The sequence below is a fragment of the Bacteroides sp. CAG:189 genome, assembly GCF_000432295.1.
Taxonomy (GTDB): domain Bacteria; phylum Bacteroidota; class Bacteroidia; order Bacteroidales; family Bacteroidaceae; genus Bacteroides; species Bacteroides salyersiae.
Window position 1 is genome coordinate 54,703 of sequence record NZ_HF991056.1, and the last position, 22,619, is coordinate 77,321.

Annotated in this window: 17 protein-coding genes; 5 read left to right on the forward strand and 12 right to left on the reverse strand. The window is 45.5% G+C overall.

Features of this window, described 5'->3' with window-relative positions:
* Window positions 1–1,356, forward strand: coding sequence for a TIGR00341 family protein (locus QVP90_RS08025; protein ID WP_005927749.1), 1,356 nt, complete (start codon window positions 1–3; stop codon window positions 1,354–1,356).
* Window positions 1,357–1,406: 50 nt separating this feature from the next.
* Window positions 1,407–3,545, forward strand: a complete 2,139-nt coding sequence (locus QVP90_RS08030) for a S46 family peptidase (protein ID WP_021936123.1) — start codon at window positions 1,407–1,409, stop codon at window positions 3,543–3,545.
* Between the two features lie 140 nt (window positions 3,546–3,685).
* On the opposite strand, the gene QVP90_RS08035 is transcribed toward QVP90_RS08030, so the two are convergent.
* The 6 genes from QVP90_RS08035 to QVP90_RS08060 all read right to left on the reverse strand — a co-directional run bounded on the left by QVP90_RS08035 (window position 3,686) and on the right by QVP90_RS08060 (window position 10,085).
* On the reverse strand, window positions 3,686–4,549 hold the full coding sequence (locus QVP90_RS08035) for a DMT family transporter (protein WP_005927743.1): 864 nt from the start codon (window positions 4,547–4,549) through the stop codon (window positions 3,686–3,688).
* 243 nt (window positions 4,550–4,792) lie between these two features.
* The gene (locus QVP90_RS08040; RefSeq protein ID WP_005927740.1) at window positions 4,793–6,727 is read right to left on the reverse strand and encodes a DEAD/DEAH box helicase; all 1,935 of its coding nucleotides are present in this window, start codon (window positions 6,725–6,727) and stop codon (window positions 4,793–4,795) included.
* A 74-nt stretch (window positions 6,728–6,801) separates the two neighbouring features.
* Window positions 6,802–7,860 (reverse strand): tyrosine-protein phosphatase, encoded by a 1,059-nt coding sequence (locus QVP90_RS08045; RefSeq protein WP_007479444.1) that lies wholly within the window; start codon window positions 7,858–7,860, stop codon window positions 6,802–6,804.
* Between the two features lie 178 nt (window positions 7,861–8,038).
* Entirely contained in the window at window positions 8,039–8,956 is a 918-nt protein-coding gene (locus QVP90_RS08050) for a carbohydrate kinase family protein (protein WP_021936125.1), read from the reverse strand.
* A complete protein-coding gene (locus QVP90_RS08055) occupies window positions 8,944–9,549 on the reverse strand; it encodes an SIS domain-containing protein (RefSeq protein ID WP_005927732.1) in 606 nt (201 codons plus the stop codon). Before QVP90_RS08055 ends, QVP90_RS08050 begins: the two co-directional genes overlap by 13 nt.
* Window positions 9,546–10,085: a TIGR00730 family Rossman fold protein gene (locus QVP90_RS08060; RefSeq protein ID WP_007479440.1), complete on the reverse strand. Its 540-nt coding sequence runs from the start codon at window positions 10,083–10,085 to the stop codon at window positions 9,546–9,548. Before QVP90_RS08060 ends, QVP90_RS08055 begins: the two co-directional genes overlap by 4 nt.
* Before the next feature lie 101 nt (window positions 10,086–10,186).
* Between QVP90_RS08060 and QVP90_RS08065 the strand changes: the two genes are divergently transcribed.
* A complete protein-coding gene (locus tag QVP90_RS08065) occupies window positions 10,187–11,422 on the forward strand; it encodes a M16 family metallopeptidase (protein WP_021936126.1) in 1,236 nt (411 codons plus the stop codon).
* 119 nt (window positions 11,423–11,541) lie between these two features.
* Entirely contained in the window at window positions 11,542–13,767 is a 2,226-nt protein-coding gene (locus tag QVP90_RS08070; protein ID WP_021936127.1) for a glycoside hydrolase family 3 C-terminal domain-containing protein, read from the forward strand.
* 215 nt (window positions 13,768–13,982) lie between these two features.
* On the opposite strand, the gene QVP90_RS08075 is transcribed toward QVP90_RS08070, so the two are convergent.
* The 6 genes from QVP90_RS08075 to dapB form a co-directional block, all read right to left on the reverse strand.
* Window positions 13,983–17,558, reverse strand: a complete 3,576-nt coding sequence (locus tag QVP90_RS08075; RefSeq protein WP_021936128.1) for a rhamnogalacturonan lyase family protein — start codon at window positions 17,556–17,558, stop codon at window positions 13,983–13,985.
* A gap of 244 nt (window positions 17,559–17,802) precedes the next feature.
* Entirely contained in the window at window positions 17,803–18,006 is a 204-nt protein-coding gene (locus QVP90_RS08080; protein WP_264380836.1) for an alginate lyase family protein, read from the reverse strand.
* 108 nt (window positions 18,007–18,114) lie between these two features.
* Window positions 18,115–18,756, reverse strand: a complete 642-nt coding sequence (locus tag QVP90_RS08085; RefSeq protein ID WP_005927718.1) for a WbqC family protein — start codon at window positions 18,754–18,756, stop codon at window positions 18,115–18,117.
* Window positions 18,757–18,816: 60 nt separating this feature from the next.
* Window positions 18,817–19,755, reverse strand: coding sequence for a signal peptidase I (gene lepB, locus QVP90_RS08090; RefSeq protein WP_005927715.1), 939 nt, complete (start codon window positions 19,753–19,755; stop codon window positions 18,817–18,819).
* 46 nt (window positions 19,756–19,801) lie between these two features.
* On the reverse strand, window positions 19,802–21,229 hold the full coding sequence (lepB, locus tag QVP90_RS08095; protein WP_021936131.1) for a signal peptidase I: 1,428 nt from the start codon (window positions 21,227–21,229) through the stop codon (window positions 19,802–19,804).
* A gap of 16 nt (window positions 21,230–21,245) precedes the next feature.
* Window positions 21,246–21,998, reverse strand: a complete 753-nt coding sequence (gene dapB / locus QVP90_RS08100; protein ID WP_021936132.1) for a 4-hydroxy-tetrahydrodipicolinate reductase — start codon at window positions 21,996–21,998, stop codon at window positions 21,246–21,248.
* Between the two features lie 84 nt (window positions 21,999–22,082).
* Between dapB and QVP90_RS08105 the strand changes: the two genes are divergently transcribed.
* On the forward strand, window positions 22,083–22,619 hold a 537-nt coding region (locus QVP90_RS08105), incomplete at its 3' end, for a DUF2851 family protein (protein WP_288204087.1).

Genomic DNA, 22,619 nt, shown 5'->3' on the forward strand with positions numbered 1-22,619 from the left:
ATGAAAACAGACAATCGGAACATTTTTGCCATAAAGAGCTTTCTCCGCGAGTATCTTGACTTACGAAAGGACAAAGATAATGAGTTGGAAACCATCGATTCCATCCGCAAGGGAGTCGAATTCAAAGGGGCCAATCTGTGGATTCTGATATTTGCCATTTTTATGGCATCATTGGGATTGAATGTGAACTCTACTGCCGTAATAATCGGTGCGATGTTGATCTCTCCGTTGATGGGGCCTATTATGGGAGTGGGGCTTTCCGTTGGAATGAATGATTTTGAACTGATGAAACGCTCTTTGAAGAGTTTTCTTATTACGACTGCATTCAGCGTAACCACCGCTACTGTTTATTTTCTTTTTACCCCTATTGCTGAGGCGCAATCGGAACTCTTGGCGCGTACATCTCCTACCATTTATGATGTTTTTATAGCTCTCTTCGGTGGATTGGCCGGTGTTGTGGCTCTCTCTACCAAGGAGAAAGGAAATGTGATACCGGGTGTTGCCATCGCCACTGCATTGATGCCGCCACTTTGTACGGCAGGATACGGATTGGCATCCGGCAATCTGATTTACTTTCTCGGTGCTTTTTATCTCTATTTCATAAATTCTGTCTTTATCAGTCTGGCTACCTTTCTCGGTGTGCGGGTAATGCATTTTCAGCGAAAAGAATTTGTAGATAAGAATCGGGAAAAAACGGTTCGCAAATACATTATCCTTATTGTCATTATTACCATGTGCCCGGCTGTTTATCTGACTTTTGGCATTATTAAGAGCACTTTCTATGAAACGGCTGCCAATCATTTCATCAATACGGAACTGAACTTTGAGAATACGCAGGTACTCGACAAGAAGGTGAGTTATGAACATCGCGAAATACGTGTCGTCCTTATCGGGCCGGAAGTTCCTGAGGCCTCGATAGAGCTGGCGCGTAGTAAGATGGAGCGATACAAGTTGGAAGAGACTAAGCTCATCGTATTACAGGGAATGAATAATGATGCGATGGACATTTCGTCTATACGGGCTATGGTGATGGAAGACTTCTACAAAAACAGTGAACAGCGCTTGCAAGAACAGCAAAAGAAGATCGCTGCTTTGGAGAAGAACTTGGAGAAATATAAATCTTATGATGAAATGAGCCGTACCATCATACCCGAATTGAAAGTATTATATCCTTCGGTGACGGCGGTCTCTATTTCTCATACTTTGGAGACTACGGTAGATTCGTTGAAAACGGATACGGTTGCACTTGCTGTGTTGAAGTTTGGCCGCCATCCGAGCGAAAGTGAGAAGAAGAAAATCTCCGAATGGCTGCAAGCCCGTGTAGGAGCGAAGAAGTTACGTCTGATAACCGAATGATGCTTCTTTGATTTGAATTATAAAAAATGTCCACTTAATCCCCCAATTGAATGAAACTTAAACTATTTGCAATGATTGCTCTTTTCCTTTCATCGGCCGCCCATGCCGATGAAGGGATGTGGCTGTTAGGGAATTTGAATAAACAAACGCAGAAATCGATGAAAGAGCTTGGTTTGCAGATGCCCGCTAAGAAACTTTATAATCCTAAAAAAGCCTCTTTGAAAGATGCTGTAGTCAGTTTCGGGGGATTTTGTTCCGGTGTTGTCGTTTCGGAAGACGGATTGGTCTTTACCAATCATCACTGCGGTTTCAGTAGCGTACAACAACATTCTACGGTTGAACACGATTATTTGAAAGAGGGGTTTGTAGCCCGCACTTTTGAAGAAGAACTGCCTAATCCGGAACTGTATGTCCGTTTTTTACTGCGTACGGAAGATGTGACGAAACGCGTGCTCAAGGTAACCCGTGACTCCATGACCGAGCCGGAACGTATAGCGGCCGTCGATTCCATTACACGTTTGATAGCCGATGAGGTGAGCCTCAAAGACTCTACACTTGTGGGGGTAGTTGATGCTTATTATGGCGGAAATGAATTTTGGTTGTCGGTTTATCGCGATTTCAACGATGTGCGACTGGTATTTGCTCCTCCGTCTTCTATTGGAAAATTTGGTTGGGATACGGATAATTGGATGTGGCCGCGCCATACCGGTGATTTCTCGGTTTTTCGTATTTATGCCGATAAGAAGAACGAACCGGCCGATTATTCACCCGATAATGTGCCTTATCACCCGTCGTATGTAGTTCCTGTCTCATTGGATGGGTACAAGGAAGGTTCTTTCTGTATGACTTTGGGTTATCCGGGCAGTACGGAACGTTTTCTATCTTCTTTTGGCATTGAAGAGATGATGAACGGCATGAACCAGGCGATGATAGATGTGCGTGGTGTGAAACAGGCTATCTGGAAGCGCGAGATGGATCGTAGAGACGATATCCGCATTAAGTATGCTTCTAAGTATGATGAAAGTTCTAATTATTGGAAAAACAGCATAGGAACGAACAAGGCGATCCGTAAGCTGAAAGTACTTGAGAAGAAGCGGGAGTTGGAAGCTACATTGAGGCAATGGATTCAGAATACTCCTGCTGAGCGTGAAAAGCTGATGCATCTGCTCTCTTCGCTCGAATTGAACTATAAGAGTCGGCGGGAAGTGAATCGGGCGCTGGCTTATTTCGGTGAATCGTTCATTAACGGGCCGGAGTTGGTACAGTTGTCGCTCGAAATTCTTAATTTTGATTTTGAAGCAGAGGAGAAGCAGGTGGTTGCACGGTTGAAAAGTTTATTGGAAAAGTATGCCAATCTGGATATTGACATTGATAAGGAGGTGTTTACAGCACTTTTGAGAGAATATCGCGAAGAGGTGCCTGCCAAGTATCTGCCACCGATGTATCAGACTATCGATACACTTTATAATGGCAATGAGCAGGCTTATATCGACACTTTGTATGCCCGCTCGGAAATAACTTCTCCAAGAGGCCTGAAACGCTTTCTGGAACGTGATACAACGTTCAATATCATCGACGATCCTGCAATCTCGTTAGGTATCGACCTTATTGTGGCTTATTATGATATGAATCATGCGGTAGTGGAGGCTTCGGAAAAGATAGAGAGAGATGAGCGGTTATTCAATGCGGCTGTTCGCCGGATGTATGCCGATCGTAATTTTTATCCGGATGCCAATTCGACTATGCGGCTTAGCTTTGGAACAGTTTGCAGCTATTCTCCGTTCAATGGGGCGGTTTATAATTATTATACTACTCCGATGGGAATATTCGAAAAGATGCGTGATCATCAGGGAGATCCGGATTTTGAGGTCAGCCCGCGTTTATTGGAACTGTTCAGTGCCGGAGATTTTGGACGTTATGCGGATGAAAAGGGAGAAATGAAGGTATGTTTTATCTCTAATAACGATATTACGGGCGGAAACTCCGGTAGTGCGATGTTCAATGCAAAAGGTGAGTTGTTGGGGCTTGCTTTCGATGGAAATTGGGAAGCGATGAGCAGTGATATTGTTTTTGAACCGGATTTGCAACGTTGCATTGGTGTGGATGTGCGCTATATGCTTTTTATTATAGAGAAATATGGCGGGGCGGCCAATTTGATCAAGGAACTGAAAATCAATGGTTCCAAATAGAAGAGGGGGGCAAGGCTAAAATGAACAATTGATGAAGGGTATCAAGTTTCAGATTAAAAATTCATTTTCTTTAAAGTTGAGCTTTGGCACATTCTTCCTCTCTGGATGGCCGGTCAATATCTTGTAAATGCCGGGTGACTTTACCGTTTTAGTATTATTACCGTTACTGCAGTAATGATTAAGGCGATTCCCAAGCCGATGCTGCTTGTGAAAGGTTCTCCGAACATAAAGATGCCGACACATACGGCGGTGACCGGTTCCATAGCTCCTAAAACCGAAGTAAGGGTAGAACCGATGCATTTCACGGCTCTCACCAGTGCCAGATTGGAGATGACGGTTGGAATGATGGCGAGCATCATCAGATTCCCGGCTATGTGCCAATTACCGATAGGTTGGATATCTCCTGTGGCATTGATTCCTGCAAGAAGCAATAAAGTTCCGAATAGAAATACATAAAATGTGAGTCGTAATCCTTTCATTTGGCCGACTTTTAATTGACTTACGGTTACCAGATAAAGTGCATATCCCAAAGCTGAAAGAAGGACAATAAGAATGCCGGTGATCGTGATATTGCCCGAATCGTCACCTTGAGACAGGAAAAACACTCCGCTTACAGCGAGAATAATTGCCAGAAAACGCCAGATGGATTTCTTTTCACGGAAGAATAGCATCATTATCAAAGTGGTCAGTACCGGATACATGAAGTGAAGGGTGGTAGCGATGCCGCTCGCCATGAATTTATATCCCCAGAATAGGAATACGGCGGACATCAGATAAAGAAATGCCAACAATACGAGTGAAGGGATATCCCGGCGGTTGATACGGAAAGATTGTCCGTCGAGTAACAAGATAAGCCCCAGTGCCAGTGTGGCAAAAGCAAACCGGTATAATAAAATTGATTCGAACTGCATCCCTTGCCGCATCACCGGAATGGTGAATAGCGGAATGAGGCCGAAAGATGCCGAAGACAGCAGTCCGTAGAGAAAACCGTTTAATTTATTCATACTTTAAGGAATAGGGTTCATTGTTTTGAAAAACGCCGCAAAGGTAATAAAATAACTTGAGTCCTACATAACTTTTATCCTATCGGCCGCCGTTCTTTATGGATGTTCCTTCCCGGAAGAGGAGAAGTTATGCCGTATGGTTCTTATTGCCGGGTTGAACTTAAATAGAGTGCTGTTCCGAAAAAAAAGAGACTGAATCCCTGATTGGAAACAGTCTCACTTCCTTTGCTGAAAAGGATATTCTTATTTTTTCTTTGGTTTTCTGCGTGCCCAGCCTTCTTCACTGAAATCCGGTTCTTCATCTTTGAAGAATTGCTTCCAATCGTCTTTCTTTCCACGTGCATTTTTATAACCGCGTTCTTCACGGCTTGGCTTTTGCTTCTTGCTGTCGGTGGAAGCAGGCGTTTTGCTTGCTTTTTCTTTGCGCGGTTTAGCTGATGCCGATGTGGAATTATCTTTTTGAGTATCTTTACTTCTGCCGTTTCTACCTTTGACGCCACTTTTATCATTGCTTCTGTCGCTGTTTCTACGGCCTTCTCCGCCCTCTTCTCCGGCAATTTCGACCGAAACCCTGCGACCGTTCCAGTTTGCGCGATTTAAGGCTTTTATTACATTCTGAGTCTCTTTTTCTTCTACTTCAAAGAAAGAGAAGTTTTTCATCAGATCGATACGCCCCAACTCAATACGTCCACGGGTGTTACTGTTCAGCAGGCTGATCAGTTCACTGGGAAAAAAATTATCCATCTTACCCAAGTTGATGAACAGGCGGGTGAATCCCGGTGCTGCCTTGCGGCTGCCACCTTCACGACCTCCGCGATCTTCACGGCTTCCACGTTCACCACGGCTGTCGGTAGCTGTTTGTATTTCTTCACGGTCACGATAGTACTCTAAGAAACGGTTGAACTCCATCGATACCATACGTTTGATAACGTCTTCTTTGCTCAACCATTCCAGTTTACGATAAATATCGGGCATAAAGTCGGCAATCTCCTCTTCATTGACCTTTACTTTTTCGATATCATCAATTACCTTGATGAGTTGTTTCTCACAGATTTGCTTCCCTGTGGGTACCTGCTCCATGATGAACTTTTTGCCGATGATACGCTCTATTTCGCGCATTTTGCCCTTCTCGCGCATATTGACGATGGCAATGGAAATTCCGGTTTTCCCGGCACGTCCGGTACGTCCGCTACGGTGGGTATAACTTTCCGTATCGTCTGGCAGGCCGTAATTGATCACATGTGTAAGGTCGTTTACGTCCAATCCGCGTGCGGCTACGTCTGTAGCTACAAGGATTTGGATATTCCGTTGGCGGAACTTCTGCATAACGGCGTCACGCTGCGCCTGTGAGAGTTCGCCATGCAGTGAGTCGGCATTGTAACCTTCCTGCATCAGTTTGTCGGCAATTTCCTGTGTCTCTTTACGGGTACGGCAGAAAACGATGCCGTATATCTGCGGGCAATAGTCTGCCACGCGTTTCAGTACGGCATATTTGTCTTTCGCTTGCACCATATATGCAATATGCTTTACACTGTTGGTGCTTTCATTTTTGCGGCCGATAGTGATTTCTTTGGCGTCGCGGAGGTATTTTTTGGAAATACGGGCAATCTCCGGACTCATGGTCGCTGAGAAAAGGAGCGTATTGCGTTCTTGGGGAACATCTGCCAGAATAGCATTGATACTGTCTGTGAATCCCATATTCAACATTTCGTCCGCTTCGTCCATTACGACGTTGCTGATGGTAGACAGTGAAACGGTTTTACGTTCCATCAAGTCCAGCAAACGTCCCGGAGTGGCTACTATGATATGTACACCGCGTTTCAAACTACGTATCTGGCTGTCTATCGACGATCCGCCATATACGGGCAGTACTTTCAGTCCGTCAATGTATTTGGAATAATCGTTCAAATCACCCGCTATTTGCAGGCAAAGCTCCCGTGTAGGGCAAAGGATAAGTGATTGGGGAACACGGTTTTTTACGTTAATCTGTTGTATCAGCGGCAAACCAAATGCGGCTGTCTTCCCTGTTCCCGTTTGGGCAAGAGCTACTACATCATTATTTTCTCCTAAAAGGTACGGAATCACTTCCTCTTGTACCGGCATGGGATTCTCATATCCCATTTCTTCGACTGCTCTACGTATCTCAGGAGAAACGCCAAGCTCTTCAAATGTCTTCATTAAATCTCTGTATATCTTTATATTCGGTGGCAAAGATAGAGATTAATTATGAATTATGAATTATAAATTACAAATTATTCGAGCATAATGTTTTGTAGTTTCTCTATATTTTCCGCAGTTAGCCCAAGTCCTTTCCGCAGATAAGTGGGGATATCGGAATAGGTCCGTTCGATCTCTTCTTTCGCTGCATTCAGAAAATCCTCTTTGGCTGTATAGACGGTGGTAATGGCTTCTTGCGAATTCACCGGAAGCTTGTAGGCATACTTAGACGCTTTGGGAATGTTGAAATAATCATTGCTCAGGCGGTAATCCTGCATGATGATATCTTCGTTTACACCCAATGTGGCGAGCACGAGTGCAGAAGCAATGCCCGTACGTCCTTTGCCGGAAGAACAGTGGATGATGGCCGGATAATTACTGCGATCGAGCAGAAGTTCAAATAATTTTTTGTATTCATCGCGATAGTTTATTACCAATTCGCGGTTCATGCGTTCCACGATCCGGTTGATTGTGTCGCCTTTTATTTTCCCTTCCTGTATTCCCTGCAACACTTTCTCCATATTTCCCGTAGCGATAGGAATATGCACCACATTGAAACCTTTCTGGATCTGCGGATAGTTATTCAGCTCTTCGGGAGTACGGAGGTCGATGATGGTCCTTATGCCCATATTTCTCAACTCCCGGCGTGCGGCACAACCTAAACTGTCGATTTGTGCAGAACGGTAGAGCATTCCCCAACGGACATTTTTCCCTGTAGTGGAGGATCTGTATCCTCCTAAGTCGCGGAAATTTTGTATTCCGGGGATATTGATGTTACGGGTAGCCACCTTCACGCGGTATTTATTATTGAATACCATTGTATAATAGTAGCGTCGGGAGGGGTCGTCTGTGACAATGACCATTTTCCCTTCAGAAATGGGAGCGGCCGCAATCGGCATTGTTTCCGGGATTAACTCCGGATTGGCGGATGCATAAACTTTCACCTGCCCGTGTATGAGAGGGGCGGTTTCCCATTTGATGATGCAGTTTCCTACGTTGTTCTCCTCACAGACAACCGAGATATTCGGCGGAGTTTTGGAGCAGGATGGAAACAGCACGAGGACGGTCAGCCAGCTTAACAGGTTCTTATACATAGTATAATTTGTCTAATAACTCTATATGCAAAGATAGGAATTACTGGCGCACAATATAATTCCTTTGCGATTATTAGCCAAAGTATAGGGTTTTTAACGTGGATATATTGCCACAGAATGATGCATGACCGGGAGGGAAAACGGGATTCTCACATTATTCCGTGGCGATATGTTGGTATTACAGGCTCTTTGCAAATTCTTTTGAAATTGAATTGTTAAAGCTCTTACACACTTCTGCTGCAAAGTCTTTACCGTGCCGGATGATTTTATCCCAGGTGTTTTCGTCCAGATTGTCGAGATCACGATAACGCACGTCGTATTTCAACATCCCATAAATAAGTCCTGCATTGAAGTTGTCCCCTGCACCGATTGTGCTGACGGCCTTTAACGGTTCTATCGGATATTCTTTTCTGCAATTTCTGGTACGTAATGAGATCTGTTCGGCTCCTGCGGTGCAAATGAAGTTCGGGCAATAGAACTGGATCTTATCTTTATATATCTTGTCTGCGTCATTCAGGCCGTACATATAGAAGAAATCTTCTGCCGATCCGCGTACAATGTCGGCATATTCCAGATTCTCGATGATGGTTGATGTCAGCTTGATAGCTTCGTCCTTATGTGAACTCCGGAAATTGGGATCGTAATAGATGATCGCTTTCTTCTCTTTTGCCGTTTCCAGCAATTCCAGTATCTTGTCGCGAAGCACAGGGTTAAGGGCGTAATACGAACCGACTATTACTATATCGTCTTCATGGATTTCCGGAAACAGGACGTCGAGCCTTTGTTTGGGGTAGTCTTTATAAAAAATGTATTCCGCATCACTGTGCTCATTCAGGAATGCGAGTGATACGGGTGATTTTCCATCCGGGAATACATTGACGTGGTCTGTCGGTATGTTGTTTTCACGCATGAATTGCAGGATGATGTTTCCTACGCGGTCGTTTCCTGTTTCGCTGATAAAAGAGACATTTACTCCTGCCCGTCCCAACGAGACGATACCATTGAATACAGAACCGCCCGGTACGGCGGCCGAAGGCTGGTTTCCTTCGAAAATAATGTCGAGGATCGTTTCACCGATACCGATTACTTTACGCATAGTTCTCTTGATTTTTCTCCAAGATAGCCGCCGTGATGGCGTTTGGAATATTCTTCAATGGTGAATTGGGTCTTTTGCATGGTCTGTACCACCAGAATGTCGCCGATGACGGTCATAACGGTAGTCGATGTGGTAGGAGTCATTCCTAATGTACATACCTCTGCCGGCTTACCGGTACTGAGACAAACGTCCGATTCATCAGCCAAGGGGCTGTCCGGATTTCCTGTGATAACGATGAACTTCAAATTCGGGTTCAAATTATGAGCCAGTTGGGTCAGTTCCACAATCTCGCGTGTTTTGCCGGAGTTGGAGATGAGTAATAACAGGTCATTTTCTTGCAAGATGCCCAAATCTCCGTGTTGCGCTTCGCTCGGATGCAGAAAAACGGAGGGGATGCCCGTAGAGCAAAAGGTCGTTGCGATGTTCATGGCTATTTGTCCGGCCTTTCCCATACCACTGGTCACTAACTTGCCTTTTTTGATGTGTATTTGTTCGATAATCAGGTTTACCGCCTTTTCATACGCATCTGTTATGGGGATGTTCAGCACGGCTTGTGCTTCCTTTTGCAAAAGGTCTTTGATGGATTCTATCATATGGTTGTTATTATTTGTTTTAACTCTTCCAGCGTGTTGGCTACATCGTAGTAAGTCGAGAACGGCTGACGGGCAAATCCTTTTTCTTCGATCTCCTTGAGTGCTTTCAATAGGGTGTCATAAAAGCCGTCCTCATTATAAAAGATCACTTTCTTGTGGTGATAACCGATCGATGCGGCTGCCATCACATGAAATATTTCATCGAGGGTACCTACACCTCCGGGGAGGGCAACGAGTACATCCGATTCTTCTACGATCATGTCCTTACGGTCGCTAAGATTGCGGGTGTTGATGATACGGTCGGGCAATGCGCTCACTTTTCCGTTCTCTTCGAGTTTGGCAGGGACTACGCCGATAATGTGGCCGCCGTTTGTTTTTACTGCTTGCGCTACACATTCCATAAGTCCGAGACTGGCACCGCCATATACAAGAGTTTTTCCTGTTTCTCCCATCCATTTGCCTATCCGGCCGGCCATATCGAAATACATTTTGTCAATGTTTCCCGATGCAGAACAGAATATTCCTATCTTTTCCATACACGTTGTCGCTGTTATAGTCTACAAATATCTGCAATTTTCTATAAACGACAATAAGTTTTATTGTATTTTTGTGGCATCAATAAAACTTAGTCTTGAGAATGAAGAATTTACTAACGGAACAGGTGGAGAAAACTCTGTCGAATGGGTTGAGAGTTATTTGTAAACCTGTTGCTTCTGACGTGACTTATTGTGGTTTTGCTGTTAATGCCGGAACCCGGGATGAAGCTGAGAATGAGCAGGGAATGGCACATTTTGTAGAACACCTTATCTTTAAAGGAACACAGAAACGGAAAGCCTGGCATATATTGAATAGGATGGAAGCGGTGGGAGGAGACTTGAACGCTTACACGAATAAAGAGGAAATGGTAGTCTACTCTGCTTTTCTGACCGATGATCTGTCCCGGGCAGTGGAATTACTGGTAGATATTGTATTTCGTTCTACTTTTCCTCAAAGGGAGATAGAAAGGGAAACCGAAGTGATCATTGACGAAATACAGTCTTATGAAGATAATCCTTCGGAACTTATTTTCGATGATTTTGAAGATATGATCTTTCGTGGACATCCGTTGGGGCGCAACATTTTAGGGCGGCCGGAGTTGTTGAGGCGGTTTCGTACATCCGATGCTTTGGATTTTACAAGGCGGTTGTATCAGCCCTCCAACATGGTTTTCTTTGTTCAGGGAAAGGTCGATTTCAGAAAGCTGGTCGATATGCTCGAAAAATGGATGGCGGATATACCGGCTGGTGAGGTAAAGGGGGTACGTACTCCGCCTCCTCTGTATGTGCCTGAATATCTGGTTATCCCCAAAGACACCCATCAGGCACATGTGATGCTGGGAGCCCGTGCTTACAATGCTTATGACGACAAACGTACAGCCCTTTATCTGCTGAATAATATTTTGGGAGGTCCGGGTATGAATAGCCGCTTGAATGTTGCTTTGCGCGAGCGTCGCGGATTGGTGTATAATGTAGAGTCTAATCTTACCTCTTATACGGATACGGGTGCTTTCTGCATCTACTTCGGGACAGATCCGGAAGACGTGGATACCTGCCTGAGGCTGACCTATAAGGAATTGAAACGGATGCGTGACATGAAAATGACCTCTTCGCAATTGGCGGCAGCCAAGAAGCAGTTGATCGGTCAGATTTGTGTTGCTTCGGATAATTTTGAGAACAATGCACTGAGTATGGCTAAAACCTTTCTGCATTATAATAAGTTTGAGAATCTGGCAGTGGTCTGTAAGCGGATCGAAGCACTGACGGCAGACGATCTGTTGGAAGTGGCGAATGAGATGTTTGCGGAAGAATATCTGTCGACGTTGATTTATAGATAGGAGACAGTAGGAAAATGAAATACGGTTGAATACCGGAAAGCGAGAATATGCGGCCATATTCGGGAAGTATGTATGAATGATAAATTTCCTTTGATTAACTATATACAATAGATCATATCATGAAAGCAAAATCAGTCTTATTGGGTTTATCCCTGGTTGCTCTGCCGGTATTGGCACAGACACCCGTCTATCTGGACGATAGCAAACCTGTTGAAGAGAGAGTAGAGGATGCCTTATCTCGAATGACACTGGAGGAAAAGATTGCGGTCACGCATGCACAGTCTAAATTCTGTTCTCCGGGCGTGGCTCGTTTGGGAATCCCTGAGTTTTGGATGACAGACGGTCCTCACGGCATACGTCCCGAAGTGTTATGGGATGAATGGGACCAGGCAGGATGGACCAATGACTCTTGTGTGGCTTTTCCGGCATTGACCTGTCTGGCCGCTACCTGGGATACCGATATGTCTATGCTCTATGGCAAAAGCATCGGTGAGGAAGCGCGTTATCGCAATAAAACCGTGCTGCTGGGACCGGGAGTGAACATCTATCGTACCCCGTTGAACGGGCGCAATTTTGAATATATGGGCGAAGATCCTTATCTGGCCGGATGTATGGTCGTTCCTTATGTGCAGGGAGTACAGCAGAACGGAGTAGCCGCTTGTGTGAAACATTATGCATTGAATAATCAGGAGGTGAACCGCCATACCACAAATGTCATCGTAGACGACCGCGCCCTTTATGAAATCTATCTCCCGGCTTTCAAAGCGGCTGTGCAGGAGGGCAAAGCGTGGAGTATCATGGGGGCGTACAACTTATACAAAGGCCAGCATGCCTGTCACAATCAATATCTGCTGAATGACATCCTGAAAGGTGAATGGGGATTTGATGGAGTGGTGGTATCCGACTGGGGCGGTGTGCATGATACAGACCAGGCGATAACCAACGGACTCGATATGGAATTCGGTAGCTGGACAGACGGTCTTTCCAACGGGGCAAGCAATGCTTATGATAATTATTATTTAGCGGATCCTTACCTTGAACGTATCCAATCGGGTAAAGCAGGCACAAAGGAACTGGATGATAAAGTGCGCCGCATTCTTCGTCTGGCTTTCCGTACAACGATGGACCGTAACCGGCCTTATGGTGCCATGCGGTCTCCGGAGCATTATGATGCAGCCCGTAAGATAGGGGAAGCGGGTATCGTATTGCTGCAAAACAATGGTAACCTGTTGCCCATCGATTTAGCTAAAACAAAGAAGATTGCCGTGATAGGCGAGAATGCCGTGAAGATGATGACTGTGGGAGGTGGTTCCTCTTCTTTGAAGGTACAGCGGGAAATTTCTCCGTTGGATGGTATACGCAATCGTGTCGGTAATCGTGCGAAAGTGGTTTATGCCCGTGGATATGTGGGGGATGCCAGTGGCGAATACAACGGCGTTGTTTCCGGGCAGAATTTGAAAGATGACCGTAGCCCGGAAGAATTGATTGCCGAAGCTGTCCGGGTGGCCGGTGAAGCCGATTATGTTATTTTCATTGGCGGATTGAATAAGAGTGCGCATCAGGATTGCGAAGACTCTGACCGTACCGGTCTTGGTTTGCCGTACGGTCAGGACAGGGTTATCACGGAATTGGTCAAGGTAAATCAGAATTTAGTCGTGGTCAATGTTTCCGGCAATGCCGTAGCGATGCCTTGGATCAAGGAAGTTCCGGCGGTTTTGCAGGCTTGGTTCTTGGGGTCGGAGGCCGGAAATGCCATCGCTGCCGTATTGATGGGTGATGTAAACCCCTCCGGGAAATTGCCTTTCACTTTTCCTGCCCGTTTGGAGGATGTACCTGCCCATCAGTTGGGTGAATATCCCGGCAGTGAAAAGGTGGGTGACATTGTGAATGAGAAATACAATGAGAGCATCTTTGTAGGCTATCGTTGGGCCGACAAACAGAAGAAAGCGAAGCCGCTTTTCCCGTTTGGTCACGGACTGAGTTATACTACTTTTGAATATGGTAAGCCTGTTGCCGATAAAAAGACGATGACGGCCGACGATACGATTACTTTTACGGTTACTGTAAAGAACACCGGCGACCGTGAAGGGCAAGAGGTCGTGCAGCTTTATATTAGTGATAAGAAATCCTCTTTGCCGCGACCGGTAAAAGAGTTGAAAGGTTTCCGGAAAGTGAAGCTCGCACCGGGCGAGGAGCAGAAGGTCTCTTTTACTGTTGCCAAAGATGCTCTGAGCTTTTTTGATGACGCTAAGCATGAGTGGATAGCGGAACCGGGTAAGTTCGAAGCTGTGATTGCCGCTTCTGCTGCCGATATCAGAGGAGTGGTTCCTTTCGAATTGAAATAAGAAGATAGCGGGGTAGTTTCAACCGGTTTGAAACAGTTTGTTTCTTCGGTATGCAACCATTCGTTTCAATACGTTGGCACTGTCCGTTTCTTCAGTATGCAACTCATCGTTTCAATAGGTTGAAACGATGAGTTGCTTTGGTGGAATAACACAGATAAGCCCATCATCGGCAATCAATTTGCCAATGATGGGCTTATCTTTCAATTAATCGTCTTTTACTGTATGATCTTTCTGACGGTCTTTACTCCATCAACGACTACAGAAAGCAGGTAAACGCCTTTTTTAAGTCCTTCCAGACCTTCCAGTTTGATTTCTCCGCTTCCTTGAAGTCGGTTTGTGACATGATATACGCACAATCCGTCTAAAGAGTAGACGCGGATGCTGGAGGAGGCATTGTCCATATCTGTATACCGGATAACAATGCCATCGGAAATCAGAGTGAAAGGAATCTCAACATTACTTTGTTCATCCGTCAGGACTGGCCGTGATATACCCGTAGGGTTGGATTGCTGGTATTTGACGTAGTCGCGCAGATAGTATCCTAAATGAGGCGGTTGGTTATAAGCCACGTTCTGCCAGCAGATAGACATTCTGTAAATATGGTCGTGCATCAGGCAGGGAACACGGTAAGGAGATGTAAACGGAGTTGAGAAAATCATCAGATTGCTTTTGGTCTTTTCGTCATAATAGATACACTCTTCGCGCCAGTCTCCCAAAATATCGGCTTGCAGAGAGGGGGTATCTTTTATCAGATTCACTCCACAGCCGTAAGTGGAAACAAAGTCGGTAACGGTAGTACAACTGGATGTTTTGTTTACCCATTGCGAGATGACTCCTTTTTCCTGCAATTCTTCGGATAGATTACCTGTCCAGTAAGTGCGGAAATTGACAGACGGGCGTTTGGTGGAGATGGAGTCGCCGTTGCAGTCGAAAGTGATGCTGTTATACTTGCCGTCACTGGTCATATTAAACTTTGCCAATGACCAATATTCGGCTCCACGGGAGAGGGAATCGATATCTGCACAAAGACCACGGCCAATATCTGAGCCCATCTTTCTCCCGGAAAGGATTTCACCGGTTTGGGCATCACGCATCTCGAAACCGTAGGCAGCAGATTTTTCTTCGTGTACCATGAACACTTCCAAACCCTCACGGTCGGGAATGAAATCACCTAAATGAAGGGCATCGCCATGGCCCAATCCGGTGCGGTAGAGTACGCTTCCGTCATGGTCGATGCAACAGGCTCCATAAACAATTTCATCGCATCCGTCACCGTCTACGTCACCTACTGTAAGGCTATGGGCACCTTCACCATAGGCTCCTTTTCCTTTCGTAGTAGATGCGTGCAACCATCTTTTTTTCAGTTCTTTCCCGTCAAAGTCCCAAGCGCACAGGTAAGCGGCTGTATAATAGCCTCTGCACATCACAAGGCTCGGCTTTTTCCCATCCAGATAGGCAACGCAGGCCAGATAGCGTTCACAGCGGTTGCCAAAGCTGTCTCCCCATGCCGAATCTGAAAGGATGTTACGGCTCGGCTCATAGGCTACTGTAGACAGTTCTTTACCGGTAGCGCCTTCAAAAACCGTCAGATATTCCGGTCCGGTTTTGATAACTCCTTGTTTGCCGCCGTGCGTTCCGCGATAATCGGCCTTAGGGTCATCACTACCCATGATTACATTGTTTCCTTTTCCGTCAATGGTACCCGGGGCGGTCTTGCAGGCTACTTCGGCTTTTCCGTCGCCGTCCAGGTCATAAACCATGAATTGGGTATAGTGGGCGCCCGCACGTATGTTGACGCCTAAGTCGATACGCCATAATTTTGTCCCGTTCAGTTTATAACAGTCCAGATAAACGTTTCCGGTATAGTTTTGGCTACCGTTCTGCCCGTTGTCGCATTGATTGGTAGGATCCCATTTCAGGATGATTTCATATTCGCCGTCTCCGTCCACATCGCCTACGCTGGCATCACCGGGGGTGTAAGTATAGCTGCTGCCTTGAACTGTACCTCCTGCCGGGCGGTCGAGAGGAATATTCAGATACCCTTTCTCCAGAACCAATGCCGTAGAAGTCTCAATGATCTTACCGCCACTCACTGCTTCGACCGTGTAATTAGAATTAACCGAACCTTCGGCATCCAGATAATTGGTGCGTGAGGACAGGAGTTGCGAGTTCAGCTTCGTTCCGTCGCGGTATACATTGAAAACGATGTCGTCCGGATCGGTGGCGAGCCAACGCCAACTGACTAACATGCCGTCATTGGTGTACGTGGCAATGGTACCTCGGTTCAGACGCTCCGGGTCGAGTACTTGCGGGCCGCATTCTCTGATGATTTCAATGTATTCGGAAACCTCTTCGGATGGAAGCATGCCTTCTTTTACGGCGATGGCTCTGACTGTTGTCGTGACGCCCAAAGAGAAGCTTTCCGTATAAACGGATGCAGATGCAGACAGGGCGGAAACATCTTTGCCGTAATAGATGGTAGCTCCTTTGGTAGGACAACTGATAGTCACCTTATTGTCACTGTCATAACTGATGACGGGAGCTTCTACTTGGGCCGGTGCGGTGTATTCGCTTTTAGTAGCCGCTACATAGGATGCCGCATTGGCAATCAGTGTTTTCGCATCCGGAGTCAATGTCTCGATGGCAGAATACGAAAGGGGAATCAGTATATAGGTGTTTTTACCATTACTTTGCTTATGTTCGTGAATGGCATTGTATCCGTTTGCACCATTGGTTGCCAGCACATCGTCTGCGGAGATGATTTCTTTGGGGGAATGGTAGCTCTGTACATTGTTGCTTGTCTTTGCGGTACCGTCAAAGAGGGTGATGGCGTTTGTGAAGTCGATATCTGCAAAGAGAGGATGGGTTTTAAATGCATCGGCTACAATAATCTGATTCCATCCGGTAGCTCCTGCCGTCGGATTGGCGGCCGTCGCCCAGTTCCATGAACTGCTTCCGTAGTAGAATGCCTTCAGGTTTAGCATCGGTACTTTGCCTGCAAGGCCGGCCAAGGCAATACCGAATTTATTCGTACTGGCAACGGACTCGGAAGCAACTACCAGGTCATAATCCTTTAAAGTCTCTGTGTAATAAGTACCCGGAACAGAATTGTAATTGTTTGCATCGACGGCTGTTACCTTATAGGATTTTGTCAGTGTCAGATAGACCGGGTCTTTGGATATTGAATAATTGGCATACTGGGAATCGTAAACATAGGCTGCTGCAGGCAGATCGGCAGAATTTACCATGAAAGCCACATAATACAAACGGCTGTCAGCGCCACTGGTACATTCTTCGTCTGCCCAGGATGTGATGGTAATCGTGTATTGCTCGGCGGGAATCAGTTCGGAAGTTTCCAGCATGCTGCCCTCTGTACCGTCATTACCTCCTTTTAAAGTAATGTTTGCGCCGGAAGTACCGGATATATCGGCACGGACGTAACGGGTTACCGAACTGCCGCTTTGAAATGCGAGCTTCAATCCGGAAATTCCTGTGACAGTGAAGACCGCTCCTTTATTGTTGCCGGCTCCTTTGACGTCCAGCCAGTCCGATTCCATTGTAATGGTACCATCGTCTAACGGGTCGGGAAATGTGCCGGAACGTGATGAATAATATCCGAATGTGCCCGAACCTTTTCCGTCCAGACACCAACCTTCATTGTATGCAGTGGTTAATCCTTCCGAGTCGGTATAAAGAACAAATGTTTCGGTAAAGGATTTGACGGCAGCTTGGACGGATAAAGCATTGCCGATTAAAAATAAGGAAAGGATAATCCTCCAATAGTTTCTCATAATCGATTGATTTATAAAGTTTCACATGTTTTGATCATCGCAAAAATATTTGATATCGATGAAACGGAGGGGGATATACTTTTTTATAAAGTGGAAAAATTGGGATTTTCTTGGAGTGATGTGGACGAAATGATTTTTTTCTTTTTGAAAGGTGGAAGATGTGTTACATCTGTTTTGCGGGGCATAAGAAAAGCTCGTCGGACTAATCGATTGGGACCGGACGGGCTTTGAGGATATGGGTTGTTCAAGAGAATTCCGGAAACTCCTTGATGAACCGGCTGGCTGTAGTCTTGTTTCCGGCATACATGGCAAAAGCAATGACTTGTGCATCATAGGCTACACTGTGGTTATTGGAGGCTTCATGTTCTTCTTTTCCCTGTCCGCTGGTCAGAATCCTTCTAAAAGAAGTGATAGACGGTTTTAAGGCAGGAGGAAAGAGTTTTTTCACAATTTACTTTAGGACATGGAAGCAGGAAAGGAAACTCCGGTTTCTTTCCTGCCTTTATTTTGAGGTGAAATATTTGTTTCTGACCTCTTTTTTGTTGGAAGTTATTTCTTATTTGCTTTTTGCTTCCGGTTGTAGTATCAACAGGCTTTCAGGGCCCATGTTGAACAGCAAGTCTATGATACTTAAATTTGGGCGGAAACCATTTCGATGCTCGAATACCTGATAATAGGCGCGGGGGATGAATTCCGGATCTGTCTGCCGGAAATCTCTCTTGGGATGAATGGCTTCCCGGAAATCGTATTCATCCGGAGTAAAGTCCGTTTTGTATTCTGTCGTTCGTGTGATGTCCGGTTGAATGTCTGCCAGTTGGCAGATAAGGTGACATAGCTCCTCGTTGAAATCGGCTAAAAATACATATTTCTTCTCGTAGAAAGGATAAAAGTCGTCCCTGTAATATTCAAAAAACGGTGTGCTGTTGTAAGCTGATTCTATGGCATTCCAATGCATATGCCGCCAATTACCGTGATCGGAGATACGAATGTCCTTCATCGGGCATTTCAGGTTTTCCGGCTTTATGATAGGAATAGAAAGCGCTATTTCCCCGTCCGGGCCGGCAATGGTGCAACGGTTGCGATAGGTCTGCTTCATGTAATGGTCATGTTGCTCGATGTAGATTTTATCATAAGTTACTAACTTAGTGTAGTATTCTACAGGAGCCAGATAGGCGGAAGATAAGTATGCAGTTTTCATCTTTCTATATTCATAAATCATAAATCATAATTCATAATTCAAAAATCATAAATCCCTCATTCATCTTACCGGCTGGAAGAAACGGTTCCATCGGTATCCGTTGAATAGCCCGCTCCCGTCTTCTTTAGAAAACCAGACGAAAGCGGCTTTTCCTATGACATGGTCCTGCGGGACAAAACCGAAGAGACGTGAATCGGACAGGTTGATGGAATTGTCGGAGACCATCCAATAGTAATCTTTTGTGAAATAACAATGCTGTACGGCATGTCCTTCCACATATAATGTATCGTTCTTGATTTCGGCCTGTTTCCCTTCATGCAGTACCAATGTGTTGCGAAGGAGGGTTTTATTCCACGGGTATACCCGTATGGCCTTTCCTTTTCCCGGGATAATCAACGGGTTGGCTATCTGTTTCTCTTGACCGGGTTCCAGCAGATGTATCCAATTGTTGCCGTTCATGGCTTGTTCCAGTAAATAGTATTCATAGCGGCTGAAACTCCGTACGTTGTTGATGGAATCTTGTCCCATCAGGTCATTCGGAGTGATGGATAAGATGGATAGGAGAGAATCCAGCAGTTGTTCTTTTTCTCGTGGATAGACATACAGCCTTTTCCGGTCGGGGGCGGAGGCACTTCGGGACGATACGATGGAAAAAATAGAATCGACCAGCAAAGTATCGCCGGGCACACCTATACAACGGCTGATGAACACTTCCCGTTTATCAATGACCGGTTCCGTTACGGCGGCGGGATTATTGAAAACAACAATATCTTCTTTCCGGATTTTCCGTTCTCCCCATCGATGGTAGGAGAGAAGGGACATGACAGGCAGGCGGAGTCCGTAGCTCCACTTATTGACCAATATGCGTTCGCCGCGAAAAAGAGAATTTTCCATCCCTGCCGAAGGAATGAGACAGGAGGTAAAAGCAAAACCACGGAGCAATAGTACGATGATTATTGCTCCGGTTAAGGCGATTATCCATTTCAGGTTTCTCTTCATAGTACAGCCAATGCATACATTGGCGCATTGATCGATTGAATAATTACTATTTTACCCATTTAAAGATACGGTTCCAACGGATTTTGCCGTTGAACCATCCGCGGTCTTTATCCAAAGACAGCCATACGACGATGGGTTTACCGACTACATGATCTTCGGGCACGAATCCCCAATAGCGGGAATCTTGTGAGTTGTGGCGGTTGTCACCCATCATCCAGTAGTAGTCCATCCCGAAAGTATATTTATCCGTTTTTTGTCCGTTGATGTAAATGCCGTCTTCTTTTACTTCCAGCTTATTGCCTTCGTAGGCAACGATGCATCTTTCATAAAGCGGCAGGTTGTCCATGGTCAATGTGATGGTAGAACCTTTGGACGGTATCCATATAGGGCCGTAATTGTCTACTGTCCAGTTTGTGTATAGATTTTGTGGATAGAGGTCATGTAATGGTCTCGTAGGAATGGGGTCTATCGCAGTGACAAGATCCTTGCGGCCGAGCAGTGTATTGCGTGCTTTTTTGGTCAGAGGCAGGTAGAAAGTAGTGGCTCCCGGCTGATAGTCTTGCGTATCTTCATTGCTCAATCCCAATTCATCATGCAGGAAGGCGGCCGGTATGATGTTTCCGGTAGCTTCCACTTTGTAGAAGAATTGGATATCTTCCGGTTCTTCCTGTGCTTTACCGTCTATGTATATGATGCGGTCTTTGATCTGTAATGTATCTCCCGGTAATCCGACACAACGTTTCACATAATTCTCCCGACGGTCTACCGGACGGTAGATAAGCTTACCGAACTCTTCGGGATGGGAAAGTACATATTTTCTTCCGGCATTGCGATAGAGGTCGTATACGATACGCTGTTGTTGGCGGCTGAGGCTATCCATATTGATTTGGTTGGGATACAGCCTTTTACCTTCCCGATAAACGATGTTGTCGTAAAAGTCCGTTTGCTGATAGTTGATGGCGACGGTATCGCCGGCCGGGAAATTGAATACCACGATATCATTCATTTTGACTTTTCCGAATCCGGGAACACGCTTGTATTCCCATTGAGGCCACTCGATGTATGATTTGGTGTTGATAATAGGTAGTGTGTGCTGTGCCAACGGCATGGAGAGGGGGGTATTCGGTACCCGGGGGCCGTAACTCATCTTGCTGACGTACAGGAAATCACCCACTAACAAAGATTTCTCCAAAGAGGAAGAAGGGATCTGATAATTCTGGAATATATATATATTCACAAAGTATACGGCTACCAAAGCAAAAACGATGGCATCTACCCAGCTCATAACACTGCGTACGGTCGGGTTTTTCGATTTTTTCCAAAAGGACCAGGGGACTTTCTTGGTAATGTAAATGTCGAAGATGAAAGGTACTACGATGAGTCCCCACCAACTTTTCACCCATACCAGGAAGATCAGGTAAAGGATGATAGCGATGGCACATTTAATCCATTGTGCGCGCGTTGCTTTTCTCATGATTATAGTTTTTTGTTTATTTAGAACTCGGCTTCGAAGGTTCGTCGGCTAAAAACGGAAAGAGATCGCTCATTCCTAAATATCCTTGTTTACCGGCTGTATATTCGGCTGCTAAAATGGCGCCTAAGGCAAACCCACCGCGATTTTTGGCATCATGGGTAATCGAAATGCTGTCGGCGGCAGAATCGTAACGAACGGTGTGGATTCCGAATACTTCTCCTTCGCGGATGGAGTGGATCGGCAGTTCATCCGTTGTTGCGGCTTCTTCTTTTACCCAATGGCTTTTGCGATCCAGATTTTCAAGAATGCCTTCGGCCAGAGTGATGGCGGTTCCGCTTGGTGCATCGAGTTTGTGAATATGGTGCGTTTCACTCATAGTCACGTCGTATGCCGGAAACTGGTTCATAATCTTTGCCAGGTATTTGTTGACGGCGGAGAAAATGGCTACTCCCAAGCTGAAATTAGAAGACCAGAACAGGGTCTTTCCCTCTTTCTCGCAAAGTTCTTTTATCTCGTCACCATGCTCGGCCATCCATCCGGTACTGCCCGAAACCAATTTTACACCGGCTTTGAAGGTTCTGATATAGTTACTGTAGGCTACCATCGGGTTGGTGAATTCGATCGCTACATCCGCAGAACGAAATGCTTCGGATTCGAAATCGCCTTGATTATTGATATCGATAATGCAGACAATTTCATGTCCGCGACTGAGGGCGACTTTTTCCAATTCTTTGCCCATTTTTCCGTAGCCGATTAATGCTATTTTCATTGTTTTACTGACTTATATTCAAAATAATAGTCGCAAAGATAAGATTTTTATTACATTTGTCGAATACATTAACGTCTTGTTAACATGGAACAACTTCTATACTATGTCTGGAAACACAAAATATTTCCCCTCAACTTATTGCAGACAACTTCCGGCTTGCCGGTAGAGGTCATTGATGCCGGTTTGCAAAACTCACATGCCGGTCCGGATTTTTTTAATGCAAAGTTAAAGATAGATGGTACTCTTTGGGTGGGAAACGTAGAAATACACACAGCTTCTTCCGATTGGTACAGGCATGGACATGATCAGGACAAGGCTTACGATTCGGTCATCCTGCATGTGGTGGAGCAGGCCGATTGTGAAGTGATACGGCCCAACGGCGAACAACTGCCTCAAATAGAGCTTACTTGCCCGGAGCACATAAGACTGCACTATGACGAACTTTGCCGGGCAGATACTTATCCTCCTTGTTATTCTGTTCTTGCCTCTTTGCCTGGACTGACCATTCATTCTTGGCTGACTGCTTTGCAAACAGAGCGTTTTCAGCAGAAAGCAGAGGTTATTGCCGGACGATTACAGCGTTGTAATAATAATTGGGAAGATGCTTTTTTTATCACTCTT